This is a genomic window from Gemmatimonadota bacterium (genome assembly GCA_026706845.1).
Classification (GTDB): domain Bacteria; phylum Latescibacterota; class UBA2968; order UBA2968; family UBA2968; genus VXRD01.
The window spans coordinates 1-15,147 of sequence record JAPOXY010000268.1; the positions used below are offsets into that span (position 1 = coordinate 1).

The 15,147-nt window shown below is 56.4% G+C and carries 12 protein-coding genes; 5 read left to right on the top strand and 7 right to left on the bottom strand.

Annotation, left to right across the window (positions count from 1 at the left end; translation table 11 throughout):
- Positions 1-10: 10 nt before the first annotated feature.
- Both OXG87_23370 and OXG87_23375 read right to left on the bottom strand, forming a co-directional pair.
- Positions 11-370 carry a HigA family addiction module antitoxin gene (locus OXG87_23370; GenBank protein ID MCY3872497.1) on the bottom strand — a complete coding sequence of 120 codons (360 nt, stop codon included), beginning with the start codon at positions 368-370 and terminating at the stop codon, positions 11-13.
- Positions 371-381: 11 nt separating this feature from the next.
- Positions 382-663 (bottom strand): type II toxin-antitoxin system RelE/ParE family toxin, encoded by a 282-nt coding sequence (locus OXG87_23375; GenBank protein ID MCY3872498.1) that lies wholly within the window; start codon positions 661-663, stop codon positions 382-384.
- A gap of 505 nt (positions 664-1,168) precedes the next feature.
- Here OXG87_23375 and OXG87_23380 point away from each other — a divergent pair.
- Positions 1,169-2,065 carry a hypothetical protein gene (locus OXG87_23380; GenBank protein MCY3872499.1) on the top strand — a complete coding sequence of 299 codons (897 nt, stop codon included), beginning with the start codon at positions 1,169-1,171 and terminating at the stop codon, positions 2,063-2,065.
- 20 nt (positions 2,066-2,085) lie between these two features.
- Here the strand turns inward: OXG87_23380 and OXG87_23385 are convergent, their stop codons facing one another.
- The gene (locus tag OXG87_23385; protein MCY3872500.1) at positions 2,086-2,904 is read right to left on the bottom strand and encodes a sugar phosphate isomerase/epimerase; all 819 of its coding nucleotides are present in this window, start codon (positions 2,902-2,904) and stop codon (positions 2,086-2,088) included.
- A 178-nt stretch (positions 2,905-3,082) separates the two neighbouring features.
- Here OXG87_23385 and OXG87_23390 point away from each other — a divergent pair, with 178 nt between their 5' ends.
- From OXG87_23390 to OXG87_23405, 4 genes are all read left to right on the top strand, one after another.
- Entirely contained in the window at positions 3,083-4,111 is a 1,029-nt protein-coding gene (locus OXG87_23390) for a dienelactone hydrolase family protein (protein MCY3872501.1), read from the top strand.
- Positions 4,112-4,186: 75 nt separating this feature from the next.
- Positions 4,187-5,074: an MBL fold metallo-hydrolase gene (locus OXG87_23395; GenBank protein ID MCY3872502.1), complete on the top strand. Its 888-nt coding sequence runs from the start codon at positions 4,187-4,189 to the stop codon at positions 5,072-5,074.
- Positions 5,071-6,789 carry a CocE/NonD family hydrolase gene (locus OXG87_23400; protein MCY3872503.1) on the top strand — a complete coding sequence of 573 codons (1,719 nt, stop codon included), beginning with the start codon at positions 5,071-5,073 and terminating at the stop codon, positions 6,787-6,789. The genes OXG87_23395 and OXG87_23400 overlap by 4 nt, the downstream gene beginning before the upstream one ends.
- Positions 6,790-6,797: 8 nt before the next feature.
- Positions 6,798-8,180, top strand: a complete 1,383-nt coding sequence (locus tag OXG87_23405; GenBank protein MCY3872504.1) for an MATE family efflux transporter — start codon at positions 6,798-6,800, stop codon at positions 8,178-8,180.
- 2 nt (positions 8,181-8,182) lie between these two features.
- Here OXG87_23405 and OXG87_23410 read toward each other — a convergent pair whose 3' ends face one another.
- The 4 genes from OXG87_23410 to OXG87_23425 form a co-directional block, all read right to left on the bottom strand.
- Positions 8,183-8,989: a phytanoyl-CoA dioxygenase family protein gene (locus tag OXG87_23410; protein ID MCY3872505.1), complete on the bottom strand. Its 807-nt coding sequence runs from the start codon at positions 8,987-8,989 to the stop codon at positions 8,183-8,185.
- 6 nt (positions 8,990-8,995) lie between these two features.
- Entirely contained in the window at positions 8,996-9,823 is an 828-nt protein-coding gene (locus OXG87_23415) for a phytanoyl-CoA dioxygenase family protein (GenBank protein MCY3872506.1), read from the bottom strand.
- A gap of 144 nt (positions 9,824-9,967) precedes the next feature.
- Positions 9,968-12,394: a GWxTD domain-containing protein gene (locus OXG87_23420; protein MCY3872507.1), complete on the bottom strand. Its 2,427-nt coding sequence runs from the start codon at positions 12,392-12,394 to the stop codon at positions 9,968-9,970.
- Between the two features lie 151 nt (positions 12,395-12,545).
- Positions 12,546-14,942, bottom strand: coding sequence for a M60 family metallopeptidase (locus tag OXG87_23425; protein MCY3872508.1), 2,397 nt, complete (start codon positions 14,940-14,942; stop codon positions 12,546-12,548).
- Positions 14,943-15,147: the final 205 nt, after the last annotated feature.

Here is a 15,147-nt window from a genome sequence, read left to right on the forward strand (position 1 = left end):
GTCTGTCCTGCTACGGAGATGCAATCAGCGGTTCTATCTCCCGCTCAATTTGGCGACGTACCGTGTGCTCGGCGACATCGAGATCGTAGCGGGTCTGAAGATTGATCCAGAACTCAGGCGTCATGCCAAAGTAGTGACCAAGGCGTAGCGCGGTATCGATTGTAATTCCATTAATTCCATGCACGATAGCGTCTAAGTCCTTCTCCGAAACCTTGATCCCCTGAGCAAGGCGATCCACACTGAGATTCATCGGAATAAGGAATTCATCGCGTAGGATCTCGCCAGGATGTACCGGAGACAGTAGCTGTCCGGTTGTGACTTCTGAGAAGTCAACCTTTCGTCGGTCCAGTTCTTCGCGTTTAATGGTCATCATTTACCTCCTCAATGATAGTCAACGATCTCGACTTCCCGTGATTCACCATTGCGCCAAACGAAGCAGATGCGCCATCGGTCATTGACGCGAATACTATATTGCCCTCTACGATCAGCTCGCAAAGCCTCGAGACGATTGCCAGGTGGAATAAGCAGGTCGTTGAGCCGATTAGCAGCATCAATTGCCAGAAGCTTCGTCCGCGCTCGTTGCTGGAGTTGCAGAGGCAGGCCGCGAACAGTATGGCCCGCAAAGATAGCCGCGGTGCGCTTGTCTGCAAAACTCTTGATCATGCGTTAACGTTATGATGCGCAAAAAAACTGAGATTTTGGAGACAGGAGTTTAATGTCGTAAAAAATAGCCTGATTGACACATAAAGTCAACTATACATCCCTTCAGAAAACAGTAGTAGGTCAGTGCTTTTGTGAGATTTTAAGGGCGGATACAAAGTATTGTGGGACAAGCGATTGAAAGGGAGGAAGACCTGATTAGACTGCGGTTGAACGGGTAGCGATTTTGTGCGAGGATGGGGAGAAGGTTTGTAGGGCATAGTACTTTCCGCGACAGATATTGCTTTAAAGTAATAGCAATTTTGTCTGAAAATGTATATATAAATACCGACAATTTCAGGTGTGGATGGCGATTCCAAACAAAGCACTTCAGCCCTATATGGAGGCAATAGTATGAGTGCCGGAAAGAGAAAGCACCTGCCGGTCTCGGTACGCCTGCGCTTGCGAAATCTGAGAGATAAAACTGGGGATGCCATATTGATGAACTATCTGCTAAGGAGAAATACCAATGTCTGAGCCATGTTACTTCATTTCTGCTGGCGAATTGCGCGCGATTATTGGAGACGATACCGACCACGGCGCCGGGCAGGATCAGCACAGCGGGGTCTGGTTTTTGACTTCGACCAAAGACGGTCATACTGCTGTGTCTCAGGGAAATGGGGTGCTGCTTTTCGGCCACCACCGGGGAAGACGGCCCGCGGTGCGGCGGGTAGATGAGACCGCGGTGGAGTTGTTTAAGGAGGCGTCAGAGGCCAATAATTTCGTGGAGACGCGGGGGATCTATCGGCTGGTTCCGCCACACTATATCGACTATGAGATGACTGCCACGGCTCGAGAGGGGCACAGGCCACAGGAAGACTATTCTTTTGGCTGGTGTTGTTATGTCAATTCTCCTCTGGATGGCGGTATTCATTTTATCGAGAAGGGGCTATGGACCTATTATTACAATCCGATTCACGGGCAGGGAGCGATGATTTTTCCGACCGATCTGCCGGTGGATGAACGCGAACCCTGGGGGCGGGATGCAGCTACGGCATTTCTTGATGGGAAGCGGAATTTCAGCCATTCGGATTCGGGACATACTTTCGATTATCCCTTTTATTTTGGTATTATCCGGGGCATGATGTTTTTGATTATGGCGGATGATTATCCGGGGTTTCGGTTCTATCTTTCTCCTTCGGGTGCTGGCGGGTCAATTGTTCCGGGGCAGAGTAGCCCCGCGTGGGATTTTAACTGGCAGGTGAACGCGCTTCCCGTGGATGAACCACAGGTGCTTCATGTGCGTGTGGCGTACAAGCGGCTGGATAAGACAGAGGAGGTTCCAAACGGGTACGCGGCGGACCACGCTTTTTGGGAATTCCAGAAGTTTCGAGAGATTCATCCTATTCGGGGAGCGCGAGATTAAGGGATTCACTGTCCAGGAGGTTAGAGATGCGACCGCAGATAGGTCAGACTCTGGTTCATCCAGTCGACGTGTTCGGCGCTGCCGGGCGGCAGCCGCAGTTTGATGCAGGCAGTGGTCTTTTCCGGATTGGGAAGTTGTTCGGATAGCATCGGCAGAAGTGTCTCAAAATCGACCGAGCCTCGCCCGATCGGTGTTCCCCAGATTGTCACGTCATTCGAGCGATGGGGATAGATCTGTACGTCCTTGAACGCCACCGCCACCGCGTGGGGCAATACCACCTTTGCGGCAGCTACTGGTTCTTCGCAGACCGGAAAAGGATTGGCGGTATCGAACGCCATCATCAGGTTCGGGTGGCACACCTTCTCCATTACCGATACCATTTCGTGGCCCCGATAGTCCAGGTGGGGCAGCAAGGAGAGTTGGATGTCTCTTTCCGACGCCGCTTCTGCCACCGGTCTCAGGTGATCGGCCGCCAGGCGCAACTGGTCGGCCAGCGGGGGCTGTCGCGTAAACCGGTTGTGAAGGCTCCCTCTCCCGAAGATCACGATCGTTTTCACCCCGCCGATACTGGCCTGGTCAAACGCCCGCTCTGCCCGCTCTCGCAACCGGATTTCACCCCCGTCCGGTGTTACGAAATCCTCGCTCCAGTAGCCCACCCATGTCACCCCCAGATCGGCCGCTTTCTCTTTGACTTCCTTCGGATGGTCTGTCCCCGACAGGGGTAGCGGCGCCTCCATGGCCTTCAGGTCGTATTCCGCGCAGCGGTCCAGCAACCACAATAGCGGCGCCTGCTCGGGGAGAGTGCCGCTGTAGGTTGGCGATGCCAGTCCCAGGATCACTGTTTTTTCCTTTTAAATTTCCAAATGTTAGCGTGTCCGCAAAGTAGGGGTGTGACAATAGGATGTCAACGGAAATCCTCTCTTGTTTTTGCAGATATGACACACTATCTTGCCCCTGGATTCTTTCATTGGTCCTCCCTCCTGCGGCGATTTCATCCTATGTGTTAAGGAGCATTCTATGCGACCTATATCCTTTGAAGACGATCTTTCTCGTTTGATTGATCAGGCGCAGCCGTCTCTGCTATTTGAGGGTGCGACTAAGGAGGATTTTTGCGTCTGGCAGGAGGAGTTTCGAGATGTGCTGACCGGGCTGATTGGCCCGCGGCCCGAACGGGCTGCGCTTTGTCTTGAGTTTGAGGAGGAGATCGACTGTGGTGTGTACGTGCGCAGGCGGATTTCTTACCAGACGGAGCCTGGGGTTTTTGTGCCGGCTTATCTCCTGGTGCCAAAGGGTCTGACGCAGGGGGATAAAGCGCCGGGGCTTCTCTGTCTTCACGGGCACGGGCATTTTGGGAAGGATAGTGTGGTGGGGCTTAACGATACGCCCGAGCGGCAGGCTGAGATCGATAAATGTAGTTACGATTTTGGGCACGGGTTTGCAGAACAGGGTTATGTGGTTCTCGCTCCGGATCTTCGGGGGTTTGGAGAGCGCCGGCCTGGTTATCCCGGTCCCCGGACTGATTTTTGTCCCCGGAATTATATGTGTGCTACTTTGCTGGGTACTACTGTGGTGGCGCTCCATCTCTGCGATCTGGGGGCTGCCCTGGATGTTTTGCAGGGGCTCGATTTTGTCGATGGAGACCGGCTGGGGTGCGCGGGGCTGTCGCTGGGGGGGCGGATGACGATGATGATTTCGGCGTTTGATTCCCGGATTAAGATCGCGGTTCCTTCCGGGTGTATGAATTTGTACCAGGAGCGCTATCAGGCTCTGAGTCAGTGCGGCGCGCAGTTGATTCCCGGTCTGCTCCGCTATGGCGATACGCCGGAGATTTTTTCACTGATTGCGCCCCGGCCTATGGTTATTGAGATTGGGACGCAGGATCGGCTTATTCCACACGATTGGGCAGCGCGCGGTCTGGCGCGGATTCGGAAGGCGTATCGGGCTGCAGGTGCTATAAGGGATTTGTTTGTGGATCGGTTCGACGGGGGGCATCAGTTCAATATGACCGTGGCTCAGAGGGTTCTGGGAAGGTTGCGCAGAGGATGATGAGTTGGCATTGCGCTTGGGTGAGGTTTGTCGGATATTGTCTGCGCGTGTGAATTGCAAGATAGGACAAAAGTGATGACGCGACTTCAACTTCTCTGTACCGGCACTCCTGCCCCGCTCGCGCACCGCGGCGGCTCCAGCTATCTCGTCCAGACGGGTGACGAAACCCTGATCTTCGATTGCGGTCCGGCGTCGGTGCGGCGCATGCTCGAAGCGGGTCTCGCTCTGCCCTCGATTGACCATTTATTTCTGACCCATTTGCACTACGACCACTGCATTGATTTTGCCTATCTGGTGCTGACGCGCTGGGATCAGAGCGTCGGCCAGATACCGGAATTGCAGGTGTACGGCCCGGCGCCAACAGCGCATATGGCGCACCGGTTGTTTTCTGCCGATGGCGCCTTTGGCCCGGATCTGGCGGCCCGTACTCTGCACCCGGGTAGCCATTTTGTGTACGAGGCGCGCGGCGGCACTATGCCGCGGAAGAGGCCCAATCCACAGGTGCGCGAGGTCGGTTCCGGAGATCGGATTGAGACCGATGGCTGGCAGGTCGATGTGGCAGAGGTGGTGCATGTACAGCCCCAGCTTACCTGTCTGGCATATCGTTTGACCACACCTGATGGTACCATCGTATTTGGCGGCGACACTGCGCCGGTGGATCGGCTCACGGATCTGGCAAGAGGTGCGGATGTGCTGCTGCACATGTGCCATTTCATCAATGGCGAAGTCGATGACGAACGTCTGACGAGTTGTTGTTCTGGTCACCTCGATGCGGCGACTACGGCGCGGGATGCTGGCGTCAAGACGCTGGTTCTCGTTCATCTGACGGAGCAGTTGGAAACGCCGGGCGTTCGGGAGCGGGTGTTGCACGAGGTAGGAGAGATATTCGACGGTCAGGTGATCCTCGGAGAGGATCTGCTGGAGGTGCCGATGGGTACTATTGATACGGAGCCTGTGCGATGAATAATGCTATGGAGATTCTCACTGATCCCGACGTATGGGTGCCGATGCGCGATGGGATGCGGATGGCGGCACATGTGTTCCGTCCCGATGCGGAGGGGTGCTTCCCTGGAATTTTGCTGCGCACGCCATACGGCCGTCCGAAGTCCGGATTTGAGCGTTATGTGCGCGCCGGTTATGCCGTGGTGAGTATGGATTCACGCGGGCGCTACGGGTCTGAGGGCGATTGGGTGCCGTTTACCGAGGCGCATACGGGGGATGCCGAAGATGGTTACGACTCTGTGGAGTGGCTGGCGGCGCAGCCCTGGTGCAATGGTAGGATCGGTACTCTGGGAGCCTCTTATAATGCCTGGATGCAGTGGCAGTTGGCAAAATTGCGCCCGCCGCATCTGGTGGCGATGTGTGCGTACACCATTCCCCTGGAATTGACAGAGGTGGATTGGCCTGGCGGGTTCCGGCCGGGACGGCGCATCAAGTGGTGGCTCACTTCTATGGCTCCAGATCTTCGGCGACGCCAGGGATTGCCGCCGCCGCATACGCCAGCGGAGGCACTGGAGGTATGGAACGAGGATGTCGAGAGCCAGTGGCTTGACTACCTGCCGTGGCTCGACTTTCCGCGCCATCTGCCGCCGGGGCTGGCGGAGTACGCGAGAGACTGGCTGGAGCACCCAAACCGGCGGGCATGGCGGTTCGACGAGGTACACGGGGAAGTTGCGGTGCCAAATCTCGATTTCAGCGGCTGGTACGACCACTGCAATGGCTCGATGCAGCATCTGCAACTGATGCAGCGCAATGGTCGCACCGAGCAGTCGCGGTCGCAGACAAAGCTAATCGCGGGTCCGTGGAACCATCCGAGTCTCGGTCGCCGCGAGGTGGCGGGGTTTGACTTTGGTCCACAGGCAGAGCTTGATTTGCCGGGCATGATCATCCGCTGGTTCGACTACTGGCTCAAAGAAGACGACAATGGTATTGATTGCGAGCCAGCAGTGCGCTATTTCGCGATGGCGGGTAAGGGAGGATATTGGCGCGAGGCCGATACCTGGCCGCCGCCGAATACGACATCGCGCGCGTATTTGTTGAGCAGCGACGGAAATGCCGGATTTGGCGGCTCTGGGCGGCTGTCAGTTGACGGTGGAAATGACGGTGTTGATCGTTTTGACTACGATCCTCACGACCCGGTGCCGACCTTGTGGACGAAGGAGTTGTTTACGGGTCCGTCGGACCGGCGTCTGCTGGAAGATCGCGATGATATTCTCTGCTACCGCTCCGCGCCTCTGACTGAAGCCGTGGAGGTTGCCGGCTATCCAGAAGCTGTTCTCTTTGTCAGTTCGTCAGCGCCAGATACGGACTTTTTTGCGCGCCTAATTGACGAGTACCCGCCCACAGACGGGGACCAGGCACCCGCGCTGGAGATGTGCTATGGCATGGTGTGCGCGCGTCACCGCAACGGCCTCGATAGTGAAGAGCTGTTGGAATCGGGGATGGTGGTGGAGTTGCGCATCCAACTCGGTCCAACGGCCTGCCGTTTCGAGCCGGGCCATCGCATTCGCCTGGAGATCACATCCAGCGATTTTCCCAACCACGACCGCAATCACAATACGGGAAGGAACGATCTGGCAGATACCGAGCTTGTGAGGGCGACGAATGCCGTACATCACTCGGCAGCCCATCCTTCGCGGCTCGTGCTCCCCACTATTTCCCACCCGATTGCCGACTGAGCATACCTATGCCCCAATCCGGATCGGCTTCCCGCACTCCTAACACTTCCATAGATCAGGCGCCCGTTCTGCCCCAGGTCTGGGCTATTGCCTGGCCCGTGGTGGCTGCTTCGATGCTCGATGCTATGGAGGGCCTCATTGATATCTCCATGGTCGGGCAGCTGGGTCCGGAAGCGATTTCAGCGGTGGGGCTCAGTCGGCAAATTCTGTTTCTGACGATGGTGATGGCGATGTCGATCAGTACCGGGTCGCGTACTCTGGTCGCCCAGTTTTACGGGGCTGAACGCCACGAGGACCTCAGTCATACGGCGCAACAGGCGATTCTGATGGGGGCACTGCTGGCCGTTGTCATGGCCTTGCTCGGGGGCTTGATCGCCCGCCCTACGTTGATCTTGTTGGGAGCACAGCCCGAGGTGCTCGGCCATGCCGTGCCTTTCCTGCGCATCTACTTCGGCGGCGTCATTTTTATGATGCTCAATTATCTCATCAGTGCGATTTTTGGCGGTGCTGGCGATACCCGAACGCCGTTGAAGATTTCGTGTCTTATTATAATTTTGAAGCTTCCCCTCACCTATGGCTTGATCTTTGGTGCCTGGGGGCTGCCGCAGATGGGGGTTTGTGGGGCTGCAGTTGGTACGCTCGCGTCGCGGGCTGTCGGTTGTATTGTGGGTTTCTGGTTGCTTACTTCCGGGCGCTCGCGTGTGCAGATGCGCTGGACCTGGCGTCTGTCTTTTAACCGCGATATTATCGGGCGGATGATGCAAATTGGGGTGCCAGCGGGAATTCAGGGATTTTTCCGCAATGGCGCTCGTATCCTGTTTTATCGGGTGGCGAGTTGGACCTCGCAGCCCACTACTGCAGTTGCCGCGCTGACGATTGGGCTACAGATGCGGATGATTGGCATTATGCCGGCTCTGGCTTTTGGCGTAGCGGCAACTGCTCTGGTTGGCCAGCGATTGGGCGCAAAGCAAATACCGCAAGCGGAACGCTTTGGATCAAGTGCGATCCGGCTCTGCATGGTGTTTATCGTTGTTTGCGCCATTGTCATTTGTGCCTTCGCCCGGGAAATCGTCGATTTGTTCACCGATTCGGTGGCCGTCATTGATATGGGCTATATCATGCTCTGGTTTTTTACGATTGCGCAGGTTTTCTCCGCGTTGTCCATCGTGTCCGCAGGTGTCCTGGCAGGTGGCGGTGAGACCAGGCCCCCGCTCTATTACACGATTTTGGCACAATGGGTGGTTATGCTGCCGTTGTCCTATGTTCTGGCTTTTCTGTTTGGGATGGATACCCTCGGCATCTGGATTGCCTGGCTGATTGGCGGCATCATCCAGGGCGTTCTGGTCTGGACGTCCTATCTAAAGGGTAGATGGAAACAGACAGTGATATGAGGCTATACGGTAAGCGCGATATCGTTTCGTGTTGCGATTTCTTTTTGGTCCTGATAACCCGCGTGTGCTGTGAGTTCAAGCGTTTCGGGAGAGAGGCGTTGTTGAATGGCCTGGGGCAGTTCTGATCTTCCTGCGTATTGGGGGTGATAGCGCAAGACGAGGATCATCCGCATGCGATCTTTTGGCGTCCAGGGCAGGGCGCCGTGGGTGACGAGTTCGTTCATGACGACGATGTCGCCGGCTTTGGGTGTGATGTTGACCACGCCTTCGGGGATGTGGTCGCGGTTTTCGATCAGGCCGTTTTGAAAGAGGTGCCGGGGGCGATCAAACAGGCTTTTGTGCGAGCCGGGGACGACGAGGAGACCTCCGTCGCCCGAATGCACGTCGGTGAGGTAGGGGAAGCAGACGGTGTTGTCGCAAAAGATGCGTCCGTTGCGGACTTCGTAGCGGGTGGCGTCCCAGCCGAAATCGTCGCGGGCGCAGTGCAGGCGGAGTGCTTCGTCGTTTTGGTCGGGGATGTTGACCTGAAGCGTGCCGCTGGTGAGGCGGGGCCGGCCATTGGTGAGTTCTGTGACGATGGGCCAGGTCGCGGGGTGCAGGGTGAGGCGTTCGAGTGCTTTGTCGAATGCAAAGCCGTGCAGGTGGCGTTTGCCGTTTTTGCCAAAGCCTTCGGGTAATTTTGCTTCGGGGGTTGTGACGTAGCGTTCGGCGGCTTCTCGCGCGGTGTTCAGTTCGTCTTCAGAGAGGGCGTTGCGCAGGTGCAGGTACCCGTTGAGGTCAAAGAGGTAGCGTTGTTCAGGGGTCATCATGGTGTTTCACTTTCTTTTTGGGATTTTATCGCCGTCGGGACGGGGTGTGTGCTGCCAATATCCCGAAGGGTCAATGCCGCGGCATAAGACCGCGGGTGAGTGGTCGGTTTCTCGGGTGCGGACTTCGGGGGGCATGTAGCGCAGGGTCAGGCCGCAGCGACGCCGTTGTGAGGTGTTGGGTCTGGAGCCGTGTAGCAACAGGTCGGAGTGGATGGAGATTTGCCCGGCTTTCATGATCAGGGGCACGGGGTCGCCAAATTTTTCGGCGTGGTGAACAGATTGTCCAAGGACGTTATTTTCTTCTGGTGTGCTGCGTTCAAAGGGTATTTGTCCGTGGAGGTGCGAGCCGGGGATGACTTCCATGGGGGCGTTTGCGAGGTCAACATCGTCAATGGCGAGCCAGACGGTTACGGTTTTGGAGGGTGTGAGGGGCCAGTAGGATGCGTCTTGATGAAAGGCGACTTTTTTGCCGTCTCCGGGCATTTTGCTGAAGTAGTGGGTCATGCGCGAGACGAGGTTGGGTCCGAGCAGGTCTTCGACGTAGTCGAGGATGCGGTTATCGACGAGCAGGTCGTAGATGCCTTTGCAACTGCGGTGCCATCCGTTGATTGAGTAGCTGTTTTTGCCCGCTGCCTGTGTTTTGTCCATGAGTTTGTCAAAGTACGCGCGGTTGGCTTCGGCTTCTTTTTTGCTGAAGACGTCGAGGGGGAAGATGTATCCCTTTTCGTTGAATTGCTGGATTTGCGCGCGCGTCAGTTTTTTGGGCGCGTTATTTTTTGCTGGATAAAATTTTAGTTCCCGTTTCATGTCGGGCAGGGCGTCGGTTATGGGCATGGGTTCTCCTTCTTATATTTGGCATTTATCATCCTGTTCATCCTTCCATCCTGCTCATCCTGATGAACTGGTCTGAAAATCGACCAGTTGTACACCGCTTCTGACAATGTTTTCGCTTTTATCCTGTTCATCCTTCCATCCTGCTCATCCTGATCCCGATCCGCCGTAAAAGAATACGACTTCTCGCGTTGCTTTTTCTCCGCTTACTTTGTCCTGTACGGTGATTTCTACCACATTTACCCCCGGTTTGGCTTTTTTTAGATCGAGTTCTACGTATTCGCGTTCTTCTTCGTCGGTGCCTACCTGTTCATAGGTTACGGAGACCTGGGGTTTTTGCTGCCGCAGAAGTGCGCGAATTCCCGAGGTGATGACGCCTGCGAGGCCTACGGTGTTGCGGGGGTTGAATTGTACGCGGTACTGTACTTTGTAACGGGTTTGCCCGAAGGTGTCGCGTTTCAAATTGTAGATTTCAAAATAGGCGAATACCCGGCTGCCCAGGGGGTAGCTTCGGGAAGCCATTGGCGATACGTAGATGTCTTTTTTTTGGAGGCGATCATTGGTGCCCGTGTCGGTGATTGAGGATGCGAGTTGTATGCCGCTGATTTTTACGCCTTCGGAGTTGAAATCAGAGACCGAGAGTTCTTGTTTGTACGCACCTGCGCGCCCGGATAATTCGTCTTCCAATTGTACCTGTAGCTGATATTTTTCTCCGGGAGATGCTTCAATGCGTATGACGTCGGGGATGAATACGCCCCGGGTTTTGGGAAATTTTCGGCTGTTCTGGTAGGAGAGTATTTCGTTTGTGCGGTAGATATTTTCATGGCTTGCGTCCGCCAGGGCGAGGGTGGCTTTTGTGTGTATGAGATAATCCCGGTCGCCTTTGCCCACGGTGACTTCTGCTGGGGGCACTCCGTAATACACTTCTACGATGGTTTTGCCATCTGGTCCGCGGAAGTCCGCGACGTCGTAAAAGAAGTGGAGGGCGTCTTTGCCCACGCTGGGGCGATAATAGTCGGGTACAGCGCCGATAGATTGCTGATATATGACTCCGGGCGCGTATTCCATGAGCCGCGCCACGCTGGCGATTCGGTTGTCGCTTTGGGGTAAGGGCGGCATGGGCGCGAAGTCAAAATGTCCGTTTCCGACTTCATCGGTAAAGGTGAATTCTACGCCGCCTTGCAGTTGTGTATATGTCCAGGTTTCCCAGGGTACGGTTTCGAATTCGCGGTCTGATGTTACGGGACTGTAATTCAAGAAGCGTTGCTCTGTTCGGGGGGCGACCGATATGTCAAATGGACTGGATGCGACGAGGTCGGGTATTACAAATTGGAATCCCAGGGTTTCGGCCTCTTCTCCGGGGTTCAGGGCGAGGACGGCGTCGTCTTCTCCGGCATCTGTGCCAAATACGCCGGTGTTCAGGCTTTGGTTTGTGATGTTGCCTTCAAACGGTTTGCGCTGGCTGCGTATGGGAAAGACCGGTCCTGTGAATGTGTGATAGGTCGCGGCTGGTCCCCAGATATCGGCTGCCATTCGGTTGCGAACGGCTTCTACTTCTGGCGATGTTACAAATTCGCGCTGGTTGGAGCGAGACCGATAATCGGGTTCGCCGTACCGGATATAGACTTCGCCCCTCTGGTCCCAGGGGCTGATTTTTTTGGAAAAGAAGGTGCGCGCATACCACACCCGCCGGTAGTGTTCTACGATGCGTTCGTTGATTTGGGTCAGAAGATCCGAGTCTCGCCGCCGCCAGAATTTTTGCAGATAGTCCTGCTTTTCGGGTTCTTCGGATAGGCTCTGATATGCGTGCCATTCTTTTTCTGAGGCGACGAGAGATATATCGGTGTAATAGGCGCGTTCGGTTTTGTCAACGCGTTGTAAATAGCGTTCGTAGTAGTTCAGGGCGAGGCGGTGTTCTTTCTGATGAAAATAGCCTGCGGCGGCGAGGGGCAAGAGGCGGAGTTCGGGGTCGTGCGCGTTGATATAGGGGATGATGTGCGCCGCGATCTGGTCGTGTTGATCGGCCTGTACGCAGGCGAGGCCAAAATAGTACAGTCCGTCGGGGTTATCCGATTCTACCTGGATGTATTTTAGATAGTAATCTACGGCTTTCTGGTGGTCTTCCTGAAATCGTTCGTACAATTCGCCCAGTAGGCGGTACGCAGGTCCATAAGTCGAGTCGAGTTTGGTCGCTCGTTTGGCTTCGCCTACGGCTTTGCGGAAGTTGCTATACGCCGATAGGCCCGAGGCCGGGCGTTCGGCATAGACGAGTCCCAAACCCACATACGCTTCTGCCAGATTTTGATCCAGATCTTTGGCCGTCTTGAAAGCGGCTTCCGCTTTTTCAAAGTCGCGGTTTTTTAAGTACGCATAGCCCAGGCGAGATTGGATGTGCGCGTCTTTGGGGAAGGTTTTGGTTAAGTCCGAGAATGTCGCAACAGCGGCTTCTGCCCGCCCCTCCCGAAGATATTTTTGCCCCAGGGTCAACAGGGAGTCCCGCTGGTCCGCTGCCGCCTGTTCCGGGGATAGGATGCAGAGGAGCGCGTAGAGGATACAGATTCGAGCCCATGTCATTAGAAACCTCCACCTGTGCGGTGTTAAGCAGGTAAAAGGCGTCTTTGAATGCACTCAAGACGCCTCTTCATAGGATAAGATTAGATAAATATATGGTCTTTCAAAGTCTGATCTGTCATTATCTCTCATAATCTATAATTGAAAACCGAAGCTAGGGCGGGAAGTTGGGAGGCATCCACACTGGCAGGTCGGCGATCGAGTCCCGCGCGGCCTTCGACGTCGGTATCCCCCAGGCCTCGAAGAACGGGCCGAGGTTGCGACCCACCGTGCGCGAGAAGCGCACCAGCCACTGGTCGCGCTTCTCGTCGTCGCTCTTCGGGCGCTCGTCGTTGGGCAGGACGCGGTATGTGGCGAACACCTGCCGATAGGCGTCCCAGCCAAACGCCTGCTGCATCTGCGCGTACATGATCAGGGCAAGGAATGCTTTTTCCTTCCAGTGTTCGAAGGTCGGATTATCAAAGTTGTAAGATGCCATTAGAGCGGCCCATGATCTTTTTCTTCTACCGGGAAACTCTCCGTCAACCATCGGGATCCCGCATAGAAACTCATAGATGTAGAGCGTGAACAGGTTGACGGTCACCTCGGTCGTGCCGGCGAATGTCCAGTCTTTGTGCTGGTGGTTGTGGCCCACCTCGTGGAAGAAGCCCCAGTTGCCCTCCGAGCGAATGTGCTCGGCATCCACCAGGTTGGACTGATGGTTTAGTTGGGCCATCAGGGGATAGCCGGAATGCATGGAACCCGCCGAAATCTGGCGGTCCACGACAAATCGCTCCGGGCTCGAGCGTGCATTGGGCGGCCAGGCGGCCAGGTCTGCGGCCAGGTCCAGCACGCGATCCCAGGTCTCAGCCACGGCGGTCGGGTCGTCGAGTCCGCGCACCTCGGAAGAGCGGGTGGTGACGATCATGTTCCGCCCGGCGATCTCTGCCCAGGGAGCCGGTGCATGGCGGATCTCCGCGCGCCAGACGGCCGGGTCTGTCTCACCAAGCACGAAGAGCGGTGCCGCCACTGCGCCCTCGATCTCGACGGTGATGCGCCCGAAACCGGGGTTCTTCTTTGGAACTTCGATGTAGATCAGGCCCCCGAAGGCATTGGCGACGCGGGTCCTGGAAGCGGAGATGGGGAAACGGTAGCTGATTTCGGGCATGCGCTTCCATGTGGGCCGTCTCCAAATTTGGTCGCTGTGGGCGCCAATGCGCACGAAGAAGCCGCCGTTGGCGACGCGGGTCGGTACCGTTACCGTGACCAGATCGCCCGGCGTGGCGTAGAGGCCGGTTGAGTGCCAGCGAGGCACGGTGGTGTCGATGATAAGGCTACGTGTCAGGCGTGGGGCGTCGGTTGGGACGGAACCGGGAAAATCTGTGGCCGCAGGATGAGCGCGCACGGATTGGGGTGGGGTGCGGTGATGCTCAGACACGAAGAGCGTAGCGACCAGGCGGGCGACTACATCAGATTCGTCCACCGGGTGCTTCGCCGAGGGCCAGGGGGTCCCTTCGTAGTTCGAAAAAAACCCCTGCAGGTCCGGCGCGAACAGCACGTCGTTCGGAGGCAGAGCGCGGATGGTTCTTGCCAGGGTGTACAGAGTTTGGTCAACCTCCGGCTGGGTGAGCTTACGCCTGCCTGCGATGTGCGCCTTGACCGCATTGAATGCCTTGACAGCGTGGGTCAGTTCAGACGGTGGTTCGGCAACGGCATAGCCCGCCTGCGATGTGCGTTTGAGGGAGCTGTTTAACCACTGGATGCCGATGGGCGCGAGCAGGCGGTTGCCAGCGAAGTCATTGATGATATCCAGTTTTGGGTGCAGACTCGCCCAGCCCCAACCGTTGGCAGCCGTCACCAGACCGCCTCCGGCGCGCACGAACGCCGACAGTACTTCGAGCTCTGGCGCGCTCTGATTCCCCATGTCAACGGCCACGACATCCACCGCTCCTAGCGATTCCGATGTCAGGGTAGCTTCGACCACATCGTGACCGGTCCTGGTCAGCCAGGCGCGTAGCTGTGCGTTACCGACGACGCCAATGCGGGGGCTGGCTAAAGCTCCGCCCCCCGAGACCCAGGCGAACGCGTTCGCCATCAGGCGTGCGGTGTCCGCCTTCTCAAGTGTGGAGCTATTAAAGTAGCCTTTGTGCCCCAGAGCGACGACGCGGCCTGCCTGCCAACGGCCTGCCGAGACGACCGGGGCGCGCACGGCATCCGCGGCATTGCGCGGGGCACCCACGATCACCGGAAAGCTCTCAGGGCCATAGACGAAGAAGGAACTCGGGACACCAGGGGCCGCGATCTCGGCGACACCATCGAGCAGGGCGTTGAGGGCATCATCACCGGGGGAAAGTGATGCTTCGCCCGGCATTGCAATTGCAAATGAGATAATTAACAGCAATCCTATTTTCAGAGTGGACCCAGAACCGCCTTTTTCAGATTCCAGCACTTGCGATGTTGCTCGCTCTTGATGTTCGTTTCTGTTTATGGTGTCCATATTGCCAGTTCCTCGGAATTCGGCAACAACATCAAAATATAGGGAACTCGGATGGCCTTGTCGAACAAAAACCAATCCAGCCTCCTCGCTCCACTCGTGAGCTAAAGATCCTCCTGCCTTCATCGCTGTCTTCTTTTATTTCACACTTCACACTTCTACCAGTAGTGTACCAGATGCCCTTCTCCTGGCCACCACAGCGCGTCGATGAGGAATGATAGCACCACCCCGGCTGTATAGCCCACGAGGAGGCCGAGAAACGCGGGTTTGGAGCGGCGGTAGA

Coding starts and splice junctions, on each gene's coding strand:
- OXG87_23370 (MCY3872497.1), bottom strand. CDS start 370: ATGACCATTAAACGCGAAGAACTGGACCGACGAAAGGTTGACTTCTCA.
- OXG87_23375 (MCY3872498.1), bottom strand. CDS start 663: ATGATCAAGAGTTTTGCAGACAAGCGCACCGCGGCTATCTTTGCGGGC.
- OXG87_23380 (MCY3872499.1), top strand. CDS start 1,169: ATGTCTGAGCCATGTTACTTCATTTCTGCTGGCGAATTGCGCGCGATT.
- OXG87_23390 (MCY3872501.1), top strand. CDS start 3,083: ATGCGACCTATATCCTTTGAAGACGATCTTTCTCGTTTGATTGATCAG.
- OXG87_23395 (MCY3872502.1), top strand. CDS start 4,187: ATGACGCGACTTCAACTTCTCTGTACCGGCACTCCTGCCCCGCTCGCG.
- OXG87_23400 (MCY3872503.1), top strand. CDS start 5,071: ATGAATAATGCTATGGAGATTCTCACTGATCCCGACGTATGGGTGCCG.
- OXG87_23405 (MCY3872504.1), top strand. CDS start 6,798: ATGCCCCAATCCGGATCGGCTTCCCGCACTCCTAACACTTCCATAGAT.
- OXG87_23410 (MCY3872505.1), bottom strand. CDS start 8,989: ATGATGACCCCTGAACAACGCTACCTCTTTGACCTCAACGGGTACCTG.
- OXG87_23415 (MCY3872506.1), bottom strand. CDS start 9,823: ATGCCCATAACCGACGCCCTGCCCGACATGAAACGGGAACTAAAATTT.
- OXG87_23420 (MCY3872507.1), bottom strand. CDS start 12,394: ATGACATGGGCTCGAATCTGTATCCTCTACGCGCTCCTCTGCATCCTA.